Here is a 22,714-nt window from a genome sequence, read left to right on the forward strand (position 1 = left end):
GCCGCGCCCGCGCGGGGGGGCGCTTTGGGGGGTGGGGGGGCGCGGGGGGGGCGTCGGGTTCCCGGTGGGGGCGGCGGGGGCGCCCCCCCGCCCGCCCCCCGACCCATTTGGCCGTCCTGATTGACCATCTCTTTGTCGATACGGCCACTTTCGATCCCGGACCGCAAGCACCCAAACCGATTCGATCTTCGGATGATCGATCGCGTGTCCGAATTGCACGTATTGTTACTCACTAGATCGTGATCATTTTCTAAAGGACCCCGGGCCCGCTGCCGAAGACGACTGTGACCTTGAAAGCACGGTTCGTCCGGGCCGCCCTCTCCCCACAAGCCCGCGAACCGGCTCCGTCCCCCACCCAGGAGGCCTGGTGTCCGTTCTTCTCGAGCAGCCCGCAAGCCTGGTCGCCTACCGCCCGAACAAGCCCACCGCCATGGTGGTCGTGGCCGACCCGCGCGTGCGCTCAACCGTCACCCGCCATCTGTGGGCGCTCGGTGTGCGCGACGTCATCGAGGCCTCGTCCATCGCGGAGGCTCGTCCCCGCGTCGGCAACCCCCGGGACATCTGCGTCGCCGACGTCCACCTTCCCGACGGCTCCGGACTCACCCTGCTGTCGGAGACCCGCGCCGCGGGCTGGCCCAACGGGCTCGCCCTGTCCGCCGCCGACGACATCGGCGCCGTACGCAACGCCCTCGCGGGCGGTGTGAAGGGCTATGTCGTCACCGGCACCCGCACCAACGTCGGGCTCCCCACCCGGCCCGGTGCCGCCCCCATCGGATCCGCGGCCGCCCGGCTGCACCGCCGCCCCCCGGGTGCCCCGAGCCACCCGGGCGGCTACCGCGAGCTCTCCGGCCGTGAGGTCGAGGTGCTCCGCCTGGTCGCCGAAGGCCAGTCGAACAAGGCGATCGGCGTCTCGATGGGACTGTCCGCGCTGACCGTCAAGAGCCACCTCGCCCGGATCGCCCGCAAGCTCGGCACGGGCGACCGCGCCGGGATGGTCGCGGTGGCCCTGCGGACCGGCATCATCCACTGAGCCCCGGCGGGACCGCGACTTCCGGTCCCTCCGGACCCCCTCCCCCTCCGACCCGCCCCTCAGACCCTTCTCTCAGGCCCGCCCCTCCGGCCCATCCGTACGGCCCGCCCCTACGGCCCATCTCCGCGGGCCCCATCCCTCAGGCCCCTCGCCAAGGGCCCCATCCCCCCGGCGGATCGCCAGGAGCCCCATCCCGCAGGCTCCATCCCGCAGGCTCCATCCCGCGGGCCCCATCCCGCGGGCCCCATCCCGCGGGCCCCATCCCTGCGGGCCCCGACCTGCGGCCCCTTCCCTCCGGGCCCGATCCCTATAAGCCCCACACCTCTGGCCGATCTCCAGGGCCCCCATCCCTGCGGGCCCCAACCTGCGGACCCCAACCTGCGGCCCCCTTCCCTCCGGCCCATCCCTCCGGGCCCGATCCCTATCAGTCCCACACCTCTGGCCAATCTCCAAGGGCCCCATCCCTGCGGGCCCTGACCCGCGGGGCCCTTCCCTCCAGCCCTTCCCTCCGGCCCCTCCGTCCGGGCCCATCCCTGCGGGCCCCAACCTGCGGCCCCCTTCCCTCCAGCCCATCCCTCCGGCCCCTCCCCCCGGGCCCCATCCCCACAAGCCCCACACCGCTGGCCAATCTCCAGGGGCCCCATCCCTGCGGGCCCCGACCCGCGGGCCCCCCAGCCCGTCCATCGGCCCTCCTCCCGGCCCCCTCCCGCCGGCCCGTCTCCGCGGGCCCCCTCCCGCCGGCCCGTCTCCGCGGGCCCCCTCCCGCCGGGCCCTCCTTCCGCCCGTTCCCCGGTCCATCTCCCGCCCGTTCCCCTGTCCATCTCCCGCCCGTTCCCCTGTCCATTCCCTCGGTCGGCGGCCACATTCCGGATCCTCTCTCTCCCTCCGCACGGCCCCTTACCCGACCTTCCCTGGTCCTTCCCGTCCCTTGCCGGACACTTCCGGGCCCCTTTGCCGTCTCCTCCCGGCCCTGACTGGTTTACGACCCTGGGGCGCCCGTCGGCGGAACGTTCCGTCGGCGGGTCGCGTCCACACACGGATACCCTTGACAGGTGACCGACGCCCAAGAAACCGCAGCAGCCAGCTCACTGCGAACCACCGGAGGCGCCCCTCCGGACGACGGCGGATCTACTGCTTCTGTTTCCGGGGCGCCCACACCTCAGCCGACCCCCCTGCTGGAGCCCCGCGAGGGCATCCCGCCGGTGATCGCCGACGAGGCCTCCCTCGCCGAGGCCGTCGCTGCCTTCGCCGCCGGCACCGGCCCCGTCGCCGTCGACGCCGAGCGTGCCTCCGGCTACCGCTACGGACAGCGCGCCTACCTGGTGCAGCTGCGCCGCGAGGGCGCCGGCAGCGCCCTGATCGACCCCGTCGCCTGCCCCGACCTCTCCGGGCTCGGCGAGGCCCTCTCCGACGTCGAGTGGGTGCTGCACGCCGCCACCCAGGACCTGCCCTGTCTGCGCGAGATAGGCCTCGTACCCACCCGGCTGTTCGACACCGAGCTGGCCGGGCGGCTCGCCGGATTCCCGCGCGTCGGCCTCGGCGCGATGGTCGAGAGCGTGCTCGGTTTCGTCCTGGAGAAGGGCCACTCCGCGGTCGACTGGTCCACCCGCCCGCTCCCCGAGCCCTGGCTGCGCTACGCCGCCCTGGACGTCGAGCTGCTGGTCGACCTGCGCGACGCGCTGGAGAAGGAGTTGGACCGGCAGGGCAAGCTGGACTGGGCCCACCAGGAGTTCGACGCGATCGCCTCCGCTCCCCCGCCCGAGCCCCGCAAGGACCCCTGGCGCCGTACCTCCGGCATGCACAAGGTGCGCAGACGGCGGCAGCTCGGTGTGGTGCGGGAGCTGTGGCAGACCCGGGACCGGATCGCCCAGCGGCGGGACGTCTCGCCGGGCAAGGTGCTCTCGGACGCGGCGATCGTGGAGGCCGCGCTCGCCCTCCCGGCCAACGTGCACGCGCTGGCCGCGCTGAACGGCTACGGGCATCGCATGGGCCGGCGCCAGCTGGAGCAGTGGCAGGCCGCCGTCGACCGGGCTAAGGCGCTCGGCGAGTCCCAGCTGCCGCAGCCGGGGCAGCCCGTCGCGGGGCCTCCGCCGCCGCGGGCGTGGGCCGACAAGGATCCGGCGGCCGCGGCCCGGCTTTCGGCGGCCAGGGCGGCTGTGTCCGCTCTGGCCGAGCAGTTGAACATGCCCCAGGAGAACCTGATCGCCCCGGACAGTGTGCGCAGGGTGTGCTGGGAGCCGCCCGTTCCGCTCGACGGGGAGTCGGTCGCCGGTGTGCTCACGGGGCTCGGCGCCCGGCCGTGGCAGGTCGAGCAGGTGACACCCGTACTGGTCAAGGCACTGACCGCTTGAAAGAGCTGCTCATCTGGTCGCTCCTCTCATGAAGCCGTTGTAGATGTACTTCTGGAGGGCCAGGAAGACGATCAGGGTCGGCAGGATCACCAGGACCGCTCCTGCCGAGATCGTCTCCCAGTGGGCTCCGAAGGGGCCCTTGAAGCGGAACAGGGACGTCGAGATCACGCCAAGATCTTGTGAGGGCATGTACAGGAACGGGATGTAGAAGTCGTTGTAGACGGTGATCCCCTTCACGATCACGACGGTCGCGATCGCCGGCTTCAGCAGCGGGAAGATGATTTTCCGGTAGACGGTGAAGGCGTTCGCGCCGTCCAGGCGGGCCGACTCGTCCAGCGAGACCGGGATCGAGCGGACGAACTGCAGGAAGATGTAGATCGAGACGATGTCCGTGCCCATGTAGAGGGCGATGGGCGCCCAGAGCGTGTCGAACATGCCGAAGCTGTTGACGATCTGGAAGGTCGCCACCTGGGTGGTGACCCCGGGGACCAGGGCGGCCAGCAGGAACAGGGCCACCACCAGCTTGCGGAAACGGAACGTGAAGCGGTCGATGGCGTACGCCGTCATGGAACCGATGAGGACGGTCCCGCCGATCGAGAACACCAGGATGAACGCGGTGTGCCCGAAGGCCGAGAGCATCCGGCCGTCCTGGAACGCCGTCACGTAGTTGTGGAAGTTCAGCGGGTCGTCCGGGAGCGTCAGGGCCCCGCTGTCGTCGGCGAGTTCCGCGTCGGTCTTGAGCGAGGTCAGCAGGACCACGCCCAGCGGCAGCAGCACGACCAGCGAGGCGAGGACCAGGGACAGGTACATCAGCGTGCGGGCTGCGGCGCGGCGGGTCATACGAGGTCCACCCTGTCGTCGGGGACCAGGCGGCGCTGGAGCCAGGTCACTGCCAGGATGATCAGCAGCAGGACCACGGCGGCGGCCGAGGCGAGGCCCGTCTTGTTGAACTGGAAGGCCAGCTTCACGGTCTGGATCACGAAGGTCTCGGTGCCGGTCGCCCCGCCCGTCATGATGTACGGGATCTCGAAGGCCGACAGCGAGCCGGAGACCGAGAGGATCACGGTCAGCGTCAGCACCGGCTTGATGCCGGGCAGGATGATGTGCCGGAACTGGTGCCAACGGTTGGCGCCGTCCAGTGCGGAGGCCTCGTACAGCTCGCCCGGGATGGACTGGATCGCGCCCAGGAACAGCACGAAGTTCAGGCCCAGATAGCGCCAGACGGATACGCCCGCGAGGGAGGTGTTCGCGGAGACCGGGGTGCCGAGCCAGGCGTGGTCGGTGTGGTGTCCGAACAGGGCGAGGACCGAGTCGAGGGTGCCGCCGTCCTGGAAGAAGTACAGGAAGACGAAACCGATCGCGACCCCGTTGATCAGGTACGGGAAGAACAGCACGCCCTTGAAGAAGTTCCGGAAGCGGACGTCGAAGCTGAGGACCGTGGCGAAGTAGAGCGCGGCCACGATCTGCACGGCCGAGGCGGCCAGGTAGTAGCCGCTGACGAAGAACACCTCGAACAGGTCGGAGCGGGTGAAGAGTTCGGTGTAGTTCTCGGTGCCCGTGTAGTGCAGCCCGGGGCTGACGCCGTCCCAGTCGGTGAAGCTGAACGCGACCATGTTGACGATCGGCGCGTAGGTGAAGGCGATCAGCAGGGCGAGCGGTGCGGCGAGGAAGAGCCAGGGGGTCAGCCGCCGCCGGAAGCGGGCCCGGCGGGGGGCCGGGGCCGCCACGGGGGCGTCCCCCCGTACCGGCCGTGCCCCGGGACGTCCCACCGCCGGCTTCTCGGTGGTGTCCGCCATCAGGACCCCACGTTCTTCTGCGTGTCCGTCCACTTCTTGCCGAGGTCCGCGAGGAAGTCGTCCAGGGTGCCCTTGCGGGCGCCGCGGGCGAGGTCGACGAGGTCCTGGCGGTAGTCGGGGGTGTTGATGCCGACCTCGGACTCGGTGTCGATCAGTTTGACCTCGGCGCCCTTGCCGTCGTCGAGTTCGATCAGCTTGACGCCCGCGTCCTCGTACGGCTTGAGCACCTCGGGCAGGGCCGCGCCCTTCAGCGGCGAGATGGCGAGGTTGTCCTTGTCGTAGCCGGACTTGTCGGTGAACCAGTCGATCCAGGCGCGGGCGGCCTCCTTGTGCTTCGAGTGGACGTTGACGGCCTGGTTGTAGTCGGGGCTGACGACCGCGCAGAACGCTCCGCCCGCCTGGACCGGGAAGGGCATGAAGCCGATGTCGTCCGGGTCGACGCCGGCCTTGCGGGCCGCGTCCTGGAACTGGACGATCGCCCAGGTGCCGAGCCACTGCGTGGCGATCTCGCCCTTGGCCAACCGGGGCTTGGACGCCTCCCAGTTGGAGGTGGTGGGGTCCTTCTCGGCGAGGCCCTCGTGGACGATGTCGTACAGGAGCGTGTCGCCGACGCGCAGATCGGCGCCCGCGGCCCAGGGGTCGCCCTCGGCCAGCTTCGTGGTGGCCTGCGGATCGCAGTGGACCGAGCCGTTGACGAAGGTCCAGGAGGTGAGCGTCCAGCCCGCGGCGAAGTTGGTGTAGTAGGGGACGGCGTCCGTCTTCGCCTTGATCGCCTTCAGGTCGGCGAGGAATGCGGCGGGGGTGGTCGGCCAGTCGGTGACCCCGGCCTCCTTCCAGACCCGCTTGTTGTAGACGAAGCCGGGCATCACCCCGATGGGGCTCTGGCCGTACACCTTGCCGTCGACGGCGGTGAAGTCGGTGAACCGGTACTTCTCGCTGCGCTCGCGCACGGTGCCGAGGGAGGCGAAGAACTTCGGGTAGTCGCTCTTCTTGATGACCCCGGGGATCATCAGGACGTCCCCGTAGTTCTCCGTGTTCATCCGGATCTTGACTTCGGCCTCGTAGTTGGTGAGGGCCTGGAACTCGACCTTCACCTTCGGGTACGTCTTGTTGAACGCGGCCGCGTACTTCTTCATCGTGCCGTCCTGCACGAGGTCGGTCCGCTGGGTGAGGACCGTGATGCTGCCGGTGACCTTCGACGGATCGTCGGCGGCCTTGGCGTCGGCCCCCTTCGAGGTACCGCCGGTGGCGGTGCAGGCGGGCAGGACGAGCAGCGCGGCTCCCACGGCGGCGGCCAGGACTGTACGGCGGTTCATGTGCATCAGCTCCGTTCGAGGGGACGGACGAGCACGTGCGGGTGGGGCGAAAGGTGCGGGTTGGCTGATTCGGCACTCTGACAGCGCTTTCCTCAACCGGTAAAGTCCCATTCCCGCCAAGGATGGAGATCTGGCACCCAATACTCGGCTCGACCGGTTTAGGGAGTGCGCATGCTGGAGGCCTCACCGCTCGTCGACGGATGGATCCTGCGGCACGAAGGAGAGGCGCTGGCGGCCTCGGTGCCGGGGTGTGTGCACACCGATCTGCTGGCCGCCGGGGTGATCCCGGACCCGTTCGTCGGCCGGGGCGAGCACGAGGTCGCCTGGGTGGGGCGGCGCGACTGGACGTACGAGACCGACCTGCCGGACGTGCCGTCGGGGCACGAGCAGACCGATCTGGTCTTCGACGGTCTGGACACGGCCGCCGAGATCCTGCTCGACGGGCGGCTGCTGGGGTCGGTGCGGAACATGCACCGCTCGTACCGGTTCGACGTGACGGGGGCGAGCGGGCGGCTGACGGTCCGGTTCGCGTCCGCGTACGCCGAGGCCGAGGCGGTGCGCGGACGGCTGGGCGAGCGGCCGGCGGCCTATGCCGAGCCCTACCAGTACCTGCGCAAGATGGCCTGCTCGTTCGGCTGGGACTGGGGGCCGACCCTGGTGACGGCGGGGATCTGGCGGCCGGTGCGGCTGGAGCGCTGGTCGACGGCGCGGATCGCCCGGGTGCGCCCCCTGGTCACCGTCGAACAGGGTGTCGGGGTGGTCGAGTTGCGGGTGGAGGTGGAGCGGACCCGGGTGGAGGCCGGACTGACGGTCACCGCCCGGGTGGGCGGGGCGCGGGCGCAGGCCCGGGTGGAGGGCACCGGCGCGGTCGTACGGCTTGAGGTGCCCCGGGCACGGCTGTGGTGGCCGCGCGGATACGGCGAACAGCCCCTGTACGACGTGGAACTGACGTTGCGCCATGAGGACGCGGAGCTGGATTCCTGGCGGCGGCGGATCGGCTTCCGGACCGTCGAGCTGGACCGGCGGCCCGATGCGCACGGCACCGGGTTCACCCTGGTCGTCAACGGCGAGCGGCTGTTCGCGCGCGGCGTGAACTGGATCCCGGACGACGTCTTCCCCTCCCGGGTGACGCGGCAGCGCTACCGGCGGCGGCTGGAGCAGGCCGCCGGCGCCGGGGTGGACCTGGTGCGGGTGTGGGGCGGCGGGATCTACGAGAGCGAGGACTTCTACGACGCCTGCGACGAGCTGGGGCTCCTGGTGTGGCAGGACTTCCCGTTCGCGTGCGCGGCCTATCCCGAGGAGCAGCCGCTGCGCGGGGAGGTGGAGGCGGAGGCCCGGGAGAACGTCGTACGGCTGATGCCGCATCCCTCGCTGGTGCTGTGGAACGGCAACAACGAGAACCTGTGGGGGTTCCGGGACTGGGGCTGGGAGGGGCGGCTCGCCGGGGACTCCTGGGGGGAGGGGTACTACCTGGGCGTACTGCCGCGGATCGTGGCCGAGTCGGATCCCACCCGGCCGTACACGGCGGGCAGCCCCTGGTCGGGTTCCTGGGCGCGGCATCCGAACGACCCGGCGCACGGCACGCACCACTCCTGGGAGGTGTGGAACCGGCGGGACTACACCGAGTACCGGGACGAAGTGCCCCGGTTCGTCGCCGAGTTCGGCTGGCAGGCGCCGCCCGCGTACGCCACGCTGCGGCGGGCGCTGCCCGGTGAGGAGCCGGCCGCGGACTCCCCCGGGATGCTGCACCGGCAGAAGGCGGACGACGGCAACGGCAAGCTGGCGCGCGGGCTCGCCCGGCATTTCGCGCCGCCGGAGGGGGACTTCGACCGCTGGCACTATCTGACGCAGGTCAACCAGGCGCGGGCGGTGGCCACGGGGATCGAGCACTGGCGGTCGCACTGGCCGGTGTGCGCGGGCACGGTCCTCTGGCAGCTCAACGACTGCTGGCCGGTGACCTCGTGGGCGGCGATCGACGGCGACGGGCGGGAGAAGCCGCTCTACCACGAGCTGCGGCGGCTGTACGCGGACCGGTTGCTGACCCTGCAACCGCGGGACGAGGGGCTGGTGTCGGCGGCCGTGAACCAGTCGGCCGAGCCGTGGACGGGGGTGCTGCGGCTGCGCCGGATGTCCGTCGACGGGGAGGTCCTCGGGGCGGCGGAGGTGCGACTGGCCGCGGGTGCGCGGGCGGTGGGCGTGGCGCGGGTGCCGGTGGAGCTGGAGCCGGCCGGGGCGAAGGAGTTCCTGGTGGCCGACACCGGGGGGTTGCGGGCGCTGTACTTTCCGGTCGCCGACCGTGAGATCCCCTATCCGGAGCCCGAGTTCGAGGTGAGCGTGGCACCGGGGAGCGTCACGGTGACGGCCCTCACCCTCGTACGGGACCTGCTGCTCCAGGCCGACCGGCTGGGGCCGGACGTACGGACCGACCGGGGGCTGGTGACCCTGCTTCCCGGGGAACGGGTGACGATCGGAGTGACGGGCTGGGAGACTCCCGGTGCCGACGCGGCCCGTGCCGCCCTGTACTGCCTGGAGCCCTCCCGATGACGACCTCCCGCGTCACCATCAAGGACGTCGCCGCGCGCGCCGGGGTGTCCAAGGGGGCGGTGTCGCTCGCCTTCAACCGCAAGCCGGGGCTGTCGGAGGCGACCCGGGAGCGGATCTTCACGGCGGCGCGGGAGCTGGGCTGGGAGCCGAACCTGACCGCGCGGTCGCTGTCGAGCTCACGGGTGGACGTGGTGGGGCTGGCGATCTGCCGGCCGGCCCGGATGCTGGGCCTGGAGCCGTTCTACATGGAGTTCGTCTCCGGGGTGGAGAGCGTGCTGACCGAGCACGCCTGCTCGCTGCTGCTGCGGCTGGTCCGCAGCGTGGAGGAGGAGGCCTCCCTCCTCGAGTCGTGGTGGCGGGGGCGCCAGATCGGCGGGGCGATCCTGGTGGACTTCCGGGCCGACGATCCGCGGGTCGCGGCGGCCGAGCGGCTCGGGATGCCGGTGGTGGCGGTCGGGCATCCCTCGCTGACGGGGTCCCTGACCTCGGTGTGGACGGACGACGCGACGGCGGTGACGGAGGCGGTGCGCTATCTCGCCGCGCTCGGTCATCGCCGCATCGCCCGGGTCGGGGGTGCCGCAGCGCTCGGGCACACGGTGATGCGGACGGCCGCCTTCGACGCGGCGGCGCGGGAGCTGGGGCTGGCCGGGGCCTGGCAGGTGGCCACGGACTACTCCGGTGAGGCGGGGGCGCGGGCCACCCGTTCGATGCTGACCGCCGCCCCGCCGGACCGGCCGACGGCTGTCGTCTACGACAACGACATCATGGCGGTGGCCGGGCTGGCCGTGGCGGCCGAGATGGGGCTGCGCGTGCCGCAGGACGTCTCCCTGCTGGCCTGGGACGACTCCCAGCTGTGCCGGCTGACCCATCCGACGCTCTCCGCGATGAGCCATGACGTGCACGGATTCGGCGCGGAGGCGGCCCGGACGCTGTTCGGGGCGATCACCGGAGGGGGGCCGGGGTCGCACCCCGTGCCCACTCCGGTGCTGACGCCGCGGGGGTCGACGGCTCCGCCGAAGGTGTGACCTTCGCCGCTTGGGCCTGCGGGACTGGGCAGCTACGTTACCGATAAGTAGCATGGGTTCTGAGCGCGCGCTCAGCGCATGCGTGACGCAGCAGTGCCATCCCGCACCCTCTGGAGGAGAGCCATCGTGCCTCGTACCGTCAGGGACGTCGTCTTCGTCGACGGCGTCCGTACCCCGTTCGGCAAGGCGGGCCCGAAGGGCATCTACCACGAGACCCGCGCCGACGACCTCGTCGTGAAGGCGATCCGGGAGCTGCTGCGCCGCAACCCCGGTCTCGACCCCCAGAAGATCGACGAGGTCGCCATCGCCGCGACCACGCAGATCGGCGACCAGGGCCTGACCATCGGCCGCACCGCCGGCATCCTGGCCGGTCTCCCCCAGTCGGTCCCCGGCTACTCCATCGACCGGATGTGCGCCGGCGCGCTGACCGCCGTCACCACGGTCGCGGGCTCGGTCGCGTTCGGCGCGTACGACATCGCGATCGCCGGCGGTGTCGAGCACATGGGCCGCCACCCGATGGGCGAGGGCGTCGACCCGAACCCGCGGTTCGTCTCCGAGAAGCTGGTCGACGAGTCCGCCCTGTTCATGGGCATGACCGCGGAGAACCTGCACGACCGCTACCCGCAGATCACCAAGCTGCGCGCGGACGAGTACGCGGTCCGCTCCCAGGAGAAGGCCGCCAAGGCCTACGCCGACGGCAAGATCCAGGCCGACCTGGTGCCGATCTCGGTGCGCCGCACCAACGCGGACGCCGGTGAGACGGGCTGGGGCCTGGTCACCGCCGACGAGCCGATGCGCCCGGGCACCACCCTGGAGAACCTCTCCGGCCTGAAGACCCCGTTCCGCGTCCACGGCCGGGTCACCGCGGGCAACGCGGCCGGTCTGAACGACGGTGCGACCGCCTCGCTGATCGCCTCCGAGGACTTCGCCCGCGAGAACGGCCTGCCCGTCAAGATGCGCCTCGTGGCGTACTCCTTCGTGGGCGTCGAGCCGGAGGTCATGGGCTACGGCCCGATCCCGGCCACCGAGAAGGCGCTCGCCCAGGCGGGTCTGTCCATCTCCGACATCGGTCTGTTCGAGATCAACGAGGCCTTCGCCGTGCAGGTGCTGGCCTTCCTCGACCACTACGGCATCGCCGACGACGACGAGCGCGTCAACCAGTACGGCGGCGCCATCGCCTTCGGCCACCCGCTGGCCTCCTCGGGCGTGCGTCTGATGACGCAGCTGGCCCGTCAGTTCGAGGAGCAGCCGCACGTCCGCTACGGCCTGACCACCATGTGCGTCGGCTTCGGCATGGGCGCGACGGTCATCTGGGAGAACCCGCACTTCGAGGGGGACAAGTGAGCACCACCACCGAGCTGCTGAAGGGTGCGGCCGAGCTGTTCCCGGGCGAGGTCGTCACCGAGGCGCACGTACGCCACCTGGACCTGCCGTTCGGTGCCGGGCGCTTCGCCCTGATCACCCTCGACAACGGCCTCGACCACACCAAGCCGACCACCTTCGGCCCCGCCTCGCTCGCGCGTCTCGACGCCGCGATCGACCAGGTGGAGAAGGAGGCCGCGGCCGGCGAGATCGTCGGGGCCGGCGTGACCGGCAAGCCGTTCATCTTCGCCGTCGGCGCGGACCTCAAGGGCGTCGAGCTCCTCAAGGAGTACGACCACGCGCTCGCCATCGGCAAGGGCGGCCACGAGGTCTTCAAGCGCCTCGCGGGCCTCGCGGTCCCGACCTTCGCCTACTACAACGGCGCGGCGATGGGCGGCGGTGTCGAGGTCGGTCTGCACTGCGCCTACCGCACCGTCTCCAAGGCGATCCCGGCGTTCTCGCTCCCCGAGGTCTTCCTCGGTCTGGTCCCCGGCTGGGGCGGCTGCACGCTGCTGCCGAACCTGATCGGCGCCGACAAGGCCGTCTCGGTGATCGTCGAGAACAGCCTCAACCAGAACAAGCAGCTCAAGGGAGCCCAGGTCTTCGAGCTAGGGATCGCCGACGCGCTCTTCGAGGGCGCCGACTTCCTGGAGCAGTCGCTGATCTGGACGGCGAACGTCCTCAAGGGCGACGTCACGGTCGAGCGTCCGGTCGTCGACCGCGGTGAGGCCTGGGACCAGGCCGTCGCGCGCGGCCGGTTCGTCGCCGACTCCAAGGTGCACGGCGCGGCCCCGGCCGCCTACCGCGCCCTCGACATCATCGCGGCCGCCAAGAACGGCGACCTCCAGCAGGGCTACGACGCCGAGGACACCGCGCTCGCCGACCTGATCATGGGTGGTGAACTGCGCGCCGGCATCTACGCGTTCAACCTGGTGCAGAAGCGCGGCAAGCGTCCCGCGGGCGCCCCGGACAAGAACCTGGCCCGCCCGGTCACCAAGGTCGGCGTGGTGGGCGCGGGCCTGATGGCCAGCCAGCTCGCGCTGCTCTTCCTGCGCCGCCTCGAGGTGCCCGTCGTCCTGACGGACATCGACCAGGAGCGTGTCGACAAGGGTGTGGGCTATGTCCACGCCGAGATCGACAAGCTGCTCGGCAAGGGCCGGATCAACCAGGACAAGGCCAACCGTCTCAAGGCCCTGGTCAGCGGCGTCCTGGACAAGGCCGAGGGCTTCGCGGACGCGGACTTCGTCATCGAGGCCGTGTTCGAGGAGATCGGCGTCAAGCAGCAGGTGTTCGCGGAGGTCGAGGCCGTCGCCCCGGCGCACGCGATCTTCGCGACCAACACCTCCTCCCTCTCCGTGTCGGAGATGGCGTCGAAGCTCAAGCACCCCGAGCGGGTCGTGGGCTTCCACTTCTTCAACCCGGTCGCGGTCCTGCCGCTCCTGGAGATCGTCCGCGGCGAGCAGACCGACGACGCCTCCCTGGCCACGGCGTTCGCCGTCGCCAAGAAGCTGAAGAAGACGGCGGTGCTGACGAAGGACGCCCCGGCGTTCGTCGTGAACCGCATCCTGACCCGCTTCATGGGCGAGGTGCAGAACGTCATCGACGAGGGCACCCCGGTCGAGGTCGCGGAGAAGGGCGTGGAGCCGCTCGGCCTGCCGATGTCCCCGCTGGTCCTCCTCGAGCTGGTCGGCCCGGCGATCGGGCTGCACGTCTCGGAGACGCTCCACCGGGCGTTCCCGGACCGCTTCACGGTCTCCCCGAACCTCAAGGCGGTCGTCGAGGCCGGCAAGCGCGGCTTCTACGTCTACGACAGCGGCAAGCCGGAGCTGGACCCCGAGGTCGCCGCGCTGCTGAAGCAGGGCGACACGGTCCTCACCGAGGAGCAGGTGCGGGCGCGCGTCCTGGACGCGGTGGCGCAGGAGATCGGGCTCATGCTCGACGAGGGTGTCGTCGCCGAGGCGCAGGACATCGACCTCTGCCTGATCACGGGCGCCGGCTGGCCCTTCCACCTGGGCGGCATCACGCCGTACCTGGACCGCGAGGGTGTCTCCGAGCGGGTGAACGGCAAGCGGTTCCTGGAGCCGGGGACGGCGTCGGTCCCGGCGTAACCGCCGTAACCGCCGTACGGATGTGAAGAGGGCCCCCGCCGGACGGCGGGGGCCCTCTTCCCGTGTGTGCTCCCCGGGTCGGCCCGAGTCAGCCCGTGACCGTCCACGGTCCGAACTCCGTTGACCCCGGAGCAAGTTGACGGGCCACGGCGAGGCGGCCGTCGGCGCCGAGGACCGCGATCACGGCGCGGCCCAGGGCGTCGAAGGCGGCCGCGGGGGCGCCGGCGATCGTGCCGCCCAGCTCGGTCGTGGGCAGTTCCCGCCAGGTCCCGTCGCCCGGCAGGAAGCGGTGGGCCACCCCGCCGAGGTCGCCGCGGGTGACGACCAGCGTGCCGGTCGCGGGCGACGGCGCGGCGGCCAGCGCGATCGCGCCGAAGCCGCCGCGGCCCCCGATCGAGGCCGCGGGCTGGGCCCAGCGGCCGCCGGGGGCGTCCTCCTGGGCCATGAGGAGGCGTCCGGTGCCGGGCTGCCGGTAGACCGTCATGACCTGCCCGGTCGGCTGGACCACGGCCGCGGCGGGCCCGGCGGGCACGGTGAGCCGGAACCGGGGCGCCCGGCTCAGCGGTGCGTCGAGGGAGCCCTGCGCCCAGTGGAAGACGCCCTCCCTGCTGGCGGCGAACACCTCCACATGGCCGTTGGGCGCGGTGAGGGCGGCGATGCCCTCCTGGAGCTCGTGTCCGCGCAGGTCGGTCCAGTCGCCCCAGGAGCCGTCGGTCTCCTGGATCCGGGTGTGCAGGCCCTGCCCGGCGTTGCGCACGAACAGGTGCAGCCGGCCCCGTCCGTCGCGGGTGACGGCGGGGGCGCCGAGGTGGCGGTCGCGCTGCGGGTCGCCGGCGGAGGGGTTGCCGAGCGTGACCCAGCCGGTGAACACGCCGTCGGGCTCGGCCTGTTCGAGCAGGACGATCTCCCGGGTGTGGGCGCCGTCGGCGGCGAGCTGCGAGAGCCGCTCGGCGAACACCTGCCAGCGTCCGTCCGGGGTGAGGCCGACGGCGAGGCCCGGGGCGAGGGGGCCGCCGCCGAGGAGGAAGGGGCCGCGCCATTCGTCGGTGCCGGGCCGGGCCTCCAGCCAGACCGCCGCCTGCTGGTTGACGACGGCGAACGCGGCGAGCTGGCCCCGCCGGTCGGCGAGCAGCCAGTTCGCGCCGGACGGATGGCGCGGCGCGGTGCTCTGCACCCAGCCGGTGGAGCGGGCGTTCAGGGCGACCGCGTAGTCGCCGCTGCCGGCCGGGTCCCCGCAGTCGTAGCCGTCGGCCGCGCCGTAGACGTTGAGGAAGTACTCCTTGAGGGAGACCGTCTGGGGGCTCAGGTTGTGCGGCCAGCGTTCGTTGGCGTAGCCGCGGTAGGACTCCACGGCGAAGGTGCGTGTCTCGCCGGGGCCCTGGTAGTGGTCCAGTGCCAGCCAGGTGAACAGCGCGGCCGCGGTGTGGTCGCAGTGGTCGGAGAGGTCGCCGAAGTCGTGCCGCTGGGGGTGCTTCTCGTCGTGGACCAGCCGGTCCGGGTCCGGGTCCATGGTGCGCACCAGGGTGGGCCGGACCAGGTCCATGAGCTGGACCAGGGTGTCCACCAGGCCCGTGCGGGTGTAGGCGTGCGGTTCGTGCGCCAGGCCGCCGGGGACGACGAGGGTGGGGACCCGCTCGGTCTCGTCGTGCCACAGCGCGTGCAGGCTGCGCGGCGGGCCCTCCGGGGTGCCGTGCTGGCGGATGTTGAGGAAGACCAGGGTCACCCAGGGCGCGTCGGCGAGCGAGTAGGCCTCGGCGACGGCGCCGCCCGCCGTGGACAGGGTGGCGGGCTTCCAGGCCGCGGTGCGGTCGCCGAGCAGCATGGCGGCGTAGGCGGCCTTGATGCCGTTCTGCCGTGCCTTGCCGTAGGCCGCCCGGTCCTCGACGGCCGGTTCCTGCTGCCAGGGGCGGGGGTTGAGTCCGTTCGCGTCCCCGGCGGTGAGGTAGACGGTGGTGGTGCGGACACCGGCCTTGAGGCCCTGGAAGACGGCCGGGTTCATGAAGTACAGGTCGTCGTCGGGGTGGGCCACGACCTGCAGTACGGACGCGGGGCTGGTCATGCTGTCGCTCCTCACAGGGGCCATCCCGGCAGGTAGCCGGCGTGGGCGCGCTGGTTGCGCACGGACCCGGTCTCGTACTGGCTGGGGACCGGGAAGTAGCTGGGCAGGAACGCGGCGAGGATGGCGTCCTGCTCGTCCTCGGGGACGTCTCCGTCGTGGTAGTCGTTCAGGCAGAACACGTCGTACGGGCGGACGCCGAGGATCCGGTTCAGCCGGGCGGCGTGCTCGGCGAGGCCGACGTTGACGAATCCGCAGGCGATGCTGCCGGGCACGCTGCGCAGGGTGTGGTAGCCGACGTAGTGGTGCAGCGAGCTGGCGACGGAGACGTCGCTGTGGCTGCGCAGCCGACTGGCGGCGGTGCCCGACACGGCCTGCTGGTAGCGCTGTTCGATGTCGGCGAGGACACTGCGGCGCAGCGGGTGCGGGGCGTGCAGGAAGGAGTGCACGGGCGTCTGCCCGAAGTCCGCGCGGATCAGGGCCCGGTTGTTCTTCGCGGCGCTGATGGCGAACTCGTCGTCGGGGCCGGGCGGCGCCATCGGTACGGAGGTCGGCGACATGAAGTGCCGGGCCTGGCCGTTGCCGAGGAAGAACAGGTCGGGCCGCACGGTCCGGCCGAGGAACACGTCGTCGTTGAAGTACAGGAAGTGCTCGGCGAGGCCCTCGATGTGGTGCAACCGGCTCTCGATGGCGTGGGAGTTGTACGTCGGCAGCGCGCCCCGGTCGCCGAAGATCTCGCTGTGGTCGACCACGCGGACGCGCGGGTGCGAGGTGTCCAGCCAGTGCGGGACCTGCCCGTCGGTGACCAGGTAGATGTTCCGGATCCAGGGGGCGTACATGTCGATCGAGCGCAGGGAGTAGCGCAGTTCGTCCCGGTCGCGGAAGCGGGCGGCACTGGTCGCCGCGTCCTCGGTGTCCAGGCCCAGCGCGGCCAGCACGGCGTTCTTGCGCTCCAGCCAGGCCACGTCCGAGCCGTCGACCCAGGTGTAGACGGCGTCGACGGGGAAGTCGACGTCTCCGTGCAGCCGTTGGGTGAAGGCCTCGATGGTGGGGTAGGGGCGGCCGGCCAGGGTGAGGGTGGAGCGGCGCATGGCCGCGTTGGGGACCCGGTCGCCGATCAGGGTGCGGGCGGGGGCGTGCAGGTGGGCGGGGTCCTCGGGGTCGTTCTCCCAGAAGGAGATCGTGGTGCCGTAGACGGCGCCCAGGCGCAGCAGGCGCGAGGGGGCGACGACGTTCTGGTAGACGCGGACGCCCGAGGAGGGGGTGTCGGCGTAGGGGGCGACGAGGCCGGCGAGGACCGTCGCGACCGTCTTCTGGCTCTCGTTGAGGACGGCCGCGTACACGGCGTCGTCGCGGTGGCGTTCGGCGAGGGCCTTGAAGACCGCCTCGCGGTACACGGCGTGCACGGCGACGGAGTGCCGTACCAGATGGTCGCGTACGACGAGATAGGGGATGTCGGCGCCTTCGAGCACGTTGGCCACCAGGGCCAGGTTCTGCTGGACGACGTCCCAGGGGGACTCCCAGTCGAGGAGCCGGCAGATCTGGCCGCCGTCGCCGACGAACCCGCGCCGCTGGAGCAGACGTTGTTCCAGGGCGCGCTGGTCGGAGCTGCGGACGGTGGTGGCGGGGGCGGGGGCGGCGGCGGGCACGATGCCCTCGGCGCCGCCGAAGTAGGCGTGCAGGGCCTCGCGTTCGGCCTTGGCGACGGCGCGCCGGCCGGTGTCGCGTGCGGCGGCCAGCTCGTGGAGGATCCGCTCCCAGGTGGCGGTGACCACGGTGGGCGCGAAGCGGTTCACCGAGGCCAGGGCCGCGGTGCCCATCCGGGCGCGCAGTTCGGCGTCCTGGATGAGCAGCAGCAGCGCCGAGGCGAGGGCGTCGGTGTCGCCGGGCGGGACGAGGATGCCGGTCTCGCCGTCGATGACGACCTCGCGCGGACCGTTGGGCGCGTCGTAGGAGACCACGGGGACACCGGCGGCCTGCGCCTCGGCGAGGACGAGTCCGAAGGCCTCGTTGCGGGAGGTGAGGGTGGCGATGCTGGCCTTGGCCCACTCCTCGGCCAGATGCCGGGAGTTGCCGTTGAGCTGGACGCAGTCGTGCAGTCCGAGCATGTCGATCTGCCGGCGCAGGGCGCCGCTGAGCGGGCCGTCGCCGAAGATCCGCAGCTGCCAGTCCGGGTGGTACCGGGCGACCGTGGCCCAGGCGGTGACGGCGTGGTCGATCTGCTTCTCGGCGACGAGCCGGCCGGCGATGACGACCGTGCGGGTCTGCAGGGTGGAGCGGGGCCGGAAGCCGCCGGGCAGGGCGTTGGGCACGACCTCCAGCCGGGGCGCGGCGTCCCCGAGGGTCTCGGCGAACCAGTCCCGGGTGCGTTCGCTGAGCACGGCGAGGCAGTCCAGGCGGGCGGCGTACCGGCGCAGCGGCTCACCGCTCGCGCCGCGCAGTTCGGAGACCCGGTGCTCCTGGTGGACGGTGATCACCCGGGCCGGGGCCAGGTGGACGGCGAGGGCCATCAGGGCGGGGGTGGTGGTGACCAGGACGTCGGTGTCGGTGTCCTGGAGGGCGAGTCCGAGTTCGAGGTCGGAGAGCCGGTTGAAGGCGGGTTCCCAGTCGCGGTCGACGATCCGGCTGGGCTGGGCGGCGAGGCCCGTCCAGACGGTGTCGTCGACGGCGGTGGGGCGCAGCGGGCGGGGGGCGGGTGCGGTGAGGTCGACGAGGTAGTCGACGCGGACCCGTTCGTCCGGGGTGAAGAACTGCTCGCGCTTGCTCCTGAAGACGCTGAGCACCCGTACGTCGTGCCGGGCGGCGAGTTCGGAGGCCTGGTTGTACACCGCGCGTTCGGTACCGCCGACGGCGTCGGCCGTGGTCAGCAGGAACGTGATCTTCATATCTGTGGTCAGCCTGCCTCGGGCATGCGCGTGCAGGTGATGCGGAGGTTTCCTGCGGGCGTGTAGCGCGGTTGGACGATCAGGGGCGGGTGGCCCTGGGGGGTGATGGCCAGGGCGCGCATCGCGAAGACGCGCAGGGGGTTGCGGACGTCGTGCAGCCGGCGGCCGAGGCGTCGGGCGTGCCCGGTGCGGTCGGTCAGGACGACGTCCCAGTGCTCGGGCCGGGTGCCGCGCGGCGGCATCCGGTCCAGGGGGACGTCGACGCGGTAGACGCCGGCGCCGAGCGGGGTGACGGGCTGTCCGATCCGGCGCCCGGAGGCGACGAACTCGGCCCGGGGGTCCTCGACACGGGTGCCGAGGACCCGGAAGTCGACGGTGACCCCGGCATGGCCGAGGTGCACCTTGGCCACCTCCACGGCGGCCCGCGCGCCGGTGCTGACCAGACGGGCGCTGCCGCGCACGGAGCGGCCGAGCCGGTGCCGCTCCCCCGTCACCGGGGAGGCCTCCATCGGCTTGGTGGGGCCCTCGTACGGCGTCGGCGGCTTCAGGAGCAGCAGGGACAGGGTGCGCCGGCGGCGTCCGGTGCGGACGCGCAGCCGCAGTCGCCAGCGGCCGGTGCCGACGGGGACGCCGCCGACCTCGGCGCCCAGCAGGATCGCGGCGTCGACCAGGACCTCGCCGTCGGGGCCGGTGTGGACGCGGGCCTCGGCGAGGTGGCGGCGGCCGCGTCGGCGCAGCACGATCTCGGCGTGGTCGGGGCGTCCGGCGGACGGCGGCAGCTGGGCGTGCAGGTTCACGGTCTGGCCGTCGAGGATGGCGGCGTAGCGCAGCCGGGCGGTGCGTCGCGCGCGCAGCGGGACGAACAGGCCGAGCATGACGCGTTCGCGCAGGGCGACGGCCCGGGCGCGCAGCCGGGCCGCCCCGCCGCGGTCCGGTGCGGGGGTGGAGGTTCGGGAGGTCATCGGCCGAGGCGCCCCGGTCCGGTCGCGCGTGCGTCGGCGCGGGGGTGCTGCGGGGAGGGGTGCGGGTCCTCCGGCAGCTGGATGCCGGAGTCCTTCTCGAAGGGGCTGAGCACGGGGAAGTAGGCCTCCAGGAAGTTCTTCACCATCCGGCTCTGGGCGTCGGGGTCGGCCGCCGTGACCGTGTCGTTCATGCAGAAGGTGTCGAAGTTGCGGCGGGCGAGCAGGTTGTCCAGCCGCCGCTGGGCGAGGGCGTCGGCGAGGTCGACGTACACGTAGCGGATGTCGCCGACCGTGGCGCGGGCCGAGTGGTAGGCGTAGTAGTGGTGCAGCGAGGAGGCGATCGGCACGTCGCTGGGCGAGCGGAAGCGGGAGTGCTGGGTCACCCGGTGGGCCTTGGCGTAGATCTGCTCTATCTCGGTGAGGACGCTGCGGCGCAGGGCGTGCGGGGTGTGTTTCATCTTCTGGGAGATGACGGTGCCGAACTGCTGGGCGATCAGGCCGCGGCTGTTGCGGCCGGCCGCGTTGACGGGCAGGTCCTCGGCGTCCGCCCGGCCGGACGGGATCAGCGCCTTGGACTGGAAGAACTTGGTGAGTCCGTTGGCGTGGAAGAAGTGGCCGGGCTGGACCGGGCGGCCGAAGAACACGTCGTCGTTGAGGTACAGGAAGTGTTCCGAGAGGTCCCGGATGTGGTGCAACTGGCTCTCGATGGCGTGGGAGTTGAACGTGGGCAGCGCGTGCGGGTCGGAGAAGATCTCCCGGTGGTCGACCACCCGGATGCCGGGGAAGTCGGTGTTCAGCCAGGACGGCACCTGGCCGGCGGTGACGAGGAAGATGGTGCGCACCCAGGGGGCGTACTGGTGGATCGAGCGCAGGGAGTACCGCAGTTCGTCGCGGCTGGTGTAGCGGGCGTCGTTGGCGGCCTGCTCGTGCAGGGCGCCACCGGGGGCGGCGGTGTGCCGGCCGCGCAGCGCGTCGCGGTTCGCGCGCCAGACCGGGTCGGAGTCGTCGACCCAGGTGTAGACGACGTCGATGGGGAAGAGGTGGTCCTCGGGCAGGGCGGCGACGAACTCCGGCAGGGTGCGGGCGTGTCCGGTGGAGTACACGGCCGGTACGGCACTGAAACGTTTCTGCTCGGCCCAGCAGCGGCCCGCGTCCACCGGTACCTCGGTCATCACCCGGTTGGGGCGCGGGGCGACCAGCAAGCCGTCCCGCTCCGCCCAGAACTCGATGTCGCAGCCGGACTCCCGGCCGAACACCAGATGGCCGCTGGGGTCGCAGACGTTCCACGCCACACGCACCACGCCCTGGCCGCGCAGGGCCCGCCAGGTGGCGACGGCACCGCCGGGGCGCATCGGTCCGCCCGAGACGGGACCGGCGTATCCGGCGCCCTCCTCGGCGACCACCCTCAGCAGCGCCTCCAGCTCGGCCCGCCGCCGGGCGGGCACGGCGACGCTCGGGGTGAGCGAGCCCTGACCGCGCACACAGAAGTAGTCGATGCCCGCCTCCTCCAGCACGGAGACGAGGATGTGCAGATTGCGGGCCCGGGCGGCCCACGCGGTGGCCCCGGGGACCTCGACGGCCCGCAGGTGCCTGCCGGCCACCCGGACGACCCGGATCCCCGCGCCGGTACGCCGGCCACCCCGGCCCGGTCCGCCGAGCGCCCGGACGACGACGGCGGAACGGACGGCGTCGGCTGAGGCCAGGGACCGCTTCACCGAGGAACGCATCTGCTGGGGGACCCGGCGCACGATCCGGCGCCGCGCCCCCAGCGGCACCAGGGACCGATAGGTCGACACGAGCGCGCTCGCCTCGGGATTGTTGAGGCTCACCTGTACTTCCGCACTTTCCACGTCCGAGGCCGGCCGCTCACGGCACCGACACCCCCCGTTCACCTGATGAACAGCAAAGGATTACCGAATATTTACTGATCAACCATGATGTTTCCATCTGTTTCCCGGGCTGTCCAGCAGTAATCGACGGCCCGGCAGTAACCGGTTTCCCGCCTGGCCTCACACCGGCGCCGGCTCCCCGAGGACCAGCCCCGGTGCGGGAACCTGCCGCGCGAGGCGCAGCGTCCCGCCCGGATCGAAGGCCGCGACCACCACCCGGCCGCGGCCGTCGTGGGCCAGGGCCGGATCACCCGCGCACGCCAGGCCGGTGTCCGTCCACCACAGACCGGAGGACTCGGCCTCCGTCGCGCAGACCCCGACCACCACCGTGCCGGACGCGCCGCGGTGGGCGATCACCGTGCAGTCGTAGCCGTCGAGCACGGTGCGCAGCACCGCGTTCGCCCCGTCGCCCGGGGTGCCGCCCAGCGGGACGGACCAGCCGCCGCGCCGGTGGCAGATCAGCCCGCCGCCGGCCGGGTCGGTCCAGAAGTACGTCAGCCGGCCCGGCGCGGTCTCCAGCGCGGCGACGGATCCCGCCGCCGGGCCGGGCCGTACGTCGTGCGAGCGCTGCGGCTCGGCGCCGGGCTCGGGCTGGAACCAGTGCAGGGCGGCGCCCCCGGCCGGGGCGAACACCTCGACCCGGCCGTCCGAGGCCGCCGCCGCGGTGAGCCCGTCCCCCACGTCCGTGCCCCGCAGATCGGCCCAGGGCTCCCAGCGGCCGCCCTTGCCCTCCCGGCGCATCATCAGCCCGCCGCCCGCGTTGGGCGCGAACACATGCACGGTTCCGTCGGAGGCCACGGCGCCCGCCGGGGCGCCTAGACGCCGCGCCCGGTCCGGCTGGGGGTGCGGATTGCCCAGGGAGCGCCACTCCGTGACGGGCCGTCCGCTCTGGTACTGGATCGCGTGGACGATGTCCACCTCGGCCACCCCGGCGCCGCGCGGGCGTTCCCGGCGGCCCAGGAAGTGGACGTAGGCGTCCGCCCCTTGGACGATCGCGAGATGGGTGAGGTCGCGGACCTCCACGCGGTCCGGTCCCGACCAGTCCGGGCCGCCGGGCCGGGTCTCGGTCCAGCGCAGCAGTCCGCCGGGGGCGGGTGCGTACGCGGTGAGCCGGCCGTCCTTGCCGAGGGTGAGCCAGGTGCCCGTGGCCGTGCCGGTCACGGCCGACGGCGGCACGGTGGCGGCGGCCACCGGCACGGCGGAACCGTGCCGGGTCGCGGCGCGCGCGGACCGACCCCGCACCGGCATCACGGCCTCCCGACGATTTGGCCGACCCGTGACGTCGGGTGGCTGGAATTCTCACATCATATGCATGGTCCCTACACTGCTTCGCGCCACGGGCCGGACGGCCCGGTCGGGAGACCGACCGGGAGGCCGACCGGGAGCTCCC

14 protein-coding genes are annotated in these 22,714 nt (G+C 72.2%); 6 read left to right on the forward strand and 8 right to left on the reverse strand.

All coding sequences use genetic code 11. The features are described from left to right. The first annotated feature begins 367 nt into the window (after nt 1-367). Both ABZ490_RS34085 and ABZ490_RS34090 read left to right on the forward strand, forming a co-directional pair. Nucleotides 368-1,030, forward strand: a complete 663-nt coding sequence (locus ABZ490_RS34085) for a response regulator transcription factor (protein WP_059202319.1) — start codon at nt 368-370, stop codon at nt 1,028-1,030. Nucleotides 1,031-2,082: 1,052 nt separating this feature from the next. Next, the gene (locus ABZ490_RS34090; RefSeq protein WP_358998959.1) at nt 2,083-3,381 is read left to right on the forward strand and encodes a ribonuclease D; all 1,299 of its coding nucleotides are present in this window, start codon (nt 2,083-2,085) and stop codon (nt 3,379-3,381) included. A gap of 9 nt (nt 3,382-3,390) precedes the next feature. Here the strand turns inward: ABZ490_RS34090 and ABZ490_RS34095 are convergent, their stop codons facing one another. The 3 genes from ABZ490_RS34095 to ABZ490_RS34105 are packed head-to-tail and all read right to left on the reverse strand — an operon-like array spanning nt 3,391 to nt 6,493. Beyond that, nucleotides 3,391-4,221 (reverse strand): carbohydrate ABC transporter permease, encoded by an 831-nt coding sequence (locus ABZ490_RS34095; RefSeq protein ID WP_358998962.1) that lies wholly within the window; start codon nt 4,219-4,221, stop codon nt 3,391-3,393. After that, complete coding sequence (locus ABZ490_RS34100) at nt 4,218-5,177, reverse strand: sugar ABC transporter permease (protein ID WP_358998965.1); 960 nt, start codon at nt 5,175-5,177, stop codon at nt 4,218-4,220. The genes ABZ490_RS34095 and ABZ490_RS34100 overlap by 4 nt, the downstream gene beginning before the upstream one ends. Continuing rightward, entirely contained in the window at nt 5,177-6,493 is a 1,317-nt protein-coding gene (locus ABZ490_RS34105; protein WP_358998967.1) for an ABC transporter substrate-binding protein, read from the reverse strand. Before ABZ490_RS34105 ends, ABZ490_RS34100 begins: the two co-directional genes overlap by 1 nt. Before the next feature lie 171 nt (nt 6,494-6,664). Here ABZ490_RS34105 and ABZ490_RS34110 point away from each other — a divergent pair, with 171 nt between their 5' ends. The 4 genes from ABZ490_RS34110 to ABZ490_RS34125 all read left to right on the forward strand — a co-directional run bounded on the left by ABZ490_RS34110 (nt 6,665) and on the right by ABZ490_RS34125 (nt 13,532). Further along, the gene (locus ABZ490_RS34110) at nt 6,665-9,037 is read left to right on the forward strand and encodes a glycoside hydrolase family 2 protein (protein ID WP_358998970.1); all 2,373 of its coding nucleotides are present in this window, start codon (nt 6,665-6,667) and stop codon (nt 9,035-9,037) included. Then, nucleotides 9,034-10,062, forward strand: coding sequence for a LacI family DNA-binding transcriptional regulator (locus ABZ490_RS34115; RefSeq protein WP_358998973.1), 1,029 nt, complete (start codon nt 9,034-9,036; stop codon nt 10,060-10,062). Before ABZ490_RS34110 ends, ABZ490_RS34115 begins: the two co-directional genes overlap by 4 nt. Before the next feature lie 126 nt (nt 10,063-10,188). Then, on the forward strand, nt 10,189-11,406 hold the full coding sequence (locus ABZ490_RS34120) for an acetyl-CoA C-acyltransferase (protein WP_358998976.1): 1,218 nt from the start codon (nt 10,189-10,191) through the stop codon (nt 11,404-11,406). Then, nucleotides 11,403-13,532: a 3-hydroxyacyl-CoA dehydrogenase NAD-binding domain-containing protein gene (locus ABZ490_RS34125; protein WP_358998979.1), complete on the forward strand. Its 2,130-nt coding sequence runs from the start codon at nt 11,403-11,405 to the stop codon at nt 13,530-13,532. Before ABZ490_RS34120 ends, ABZ490_RS34125 begins: the two co-directional genes overlap by 4 nt. An 88-nt stretch (nt 13,533-13,620) precedes the next feature. Here ABZ490_RS34125 and ABZ490_RS34130 read toward each other — a convergent pair whose 3' ends face one another. The 5 genes from ABZ490_RS34130 to ABZ490_RS34150 form a co-directional block, all read right to left on the reverse strand. Continuing rightward, nucleotides 13,621-15,591 (reverse strand): PIG-L family deacetylase, encoded by a 1,971-nt coding sequence (locus tag ABZ490_RS34130; RefSeq protein ID WP_358998982.1) that lies wholly within the window; start codon nt 15,589-15,591, stop codon nt 13,621-13,623. 11 nt (nt 15,592-15,602) lie between these two features. Beyond that, a complete protein-coding gene (locus tag ABZ490_RS34135; protein WP_358998985.1) occupies nt 15,603-18,473 on the reverse strand; it encodes a stealth conserved region 3 domain-containing protein in 2,871 nt (956 codons plus the stop codon). Between the two features lie 8 nt (nt 18,474-18,481). Further along, a complete protein-coding gene (locus ABZ490_RS34140; RefSeq protein ID WP_358998988.1) occupies nt 18,482-19,435 on the reverse strand; it encodes a hypothetical protein in 954 nt (317 codons plus the stop codon). Next, a complete protein-coding gene (locus tag ABZ490_RS34145; protein ID WP_358999180.1) occupies nt 19,432-21,162 on the reverse strand; it encodes a stealth family protein in 1,731 nt (576 codons plus the stop codon). The genes ABZ490_RS34140 and ABZ490_RS34145 overlap by 4 nt, the downstream gene beginning before the upstream one ends. A gap of 282 nt (nt 21,163-21,444) precedes the next feature. Next, nucleotides 21,445-22,572, reverse strand: coding sequence for a hypothetical protein (locus ABZ490_RS34150; protein ID WP_358998991.1), 1,128 nt, complete (start codon nt 22,570-22,572; stop codon nt 21,445-21,447). Nucleotides 22,573-22,714 lie beyond the last annotated feature (142 nt).

Origin of the sequence: Streptomyces sp. NPDC005811 (genome assembly GCF_040630405.1) — a bacterium.
Classification (GTDB): Bacteria; Actinomycetota; Actinomycetes; order Streptomycetales; family Streptomycetaceae; genus Streptomyces.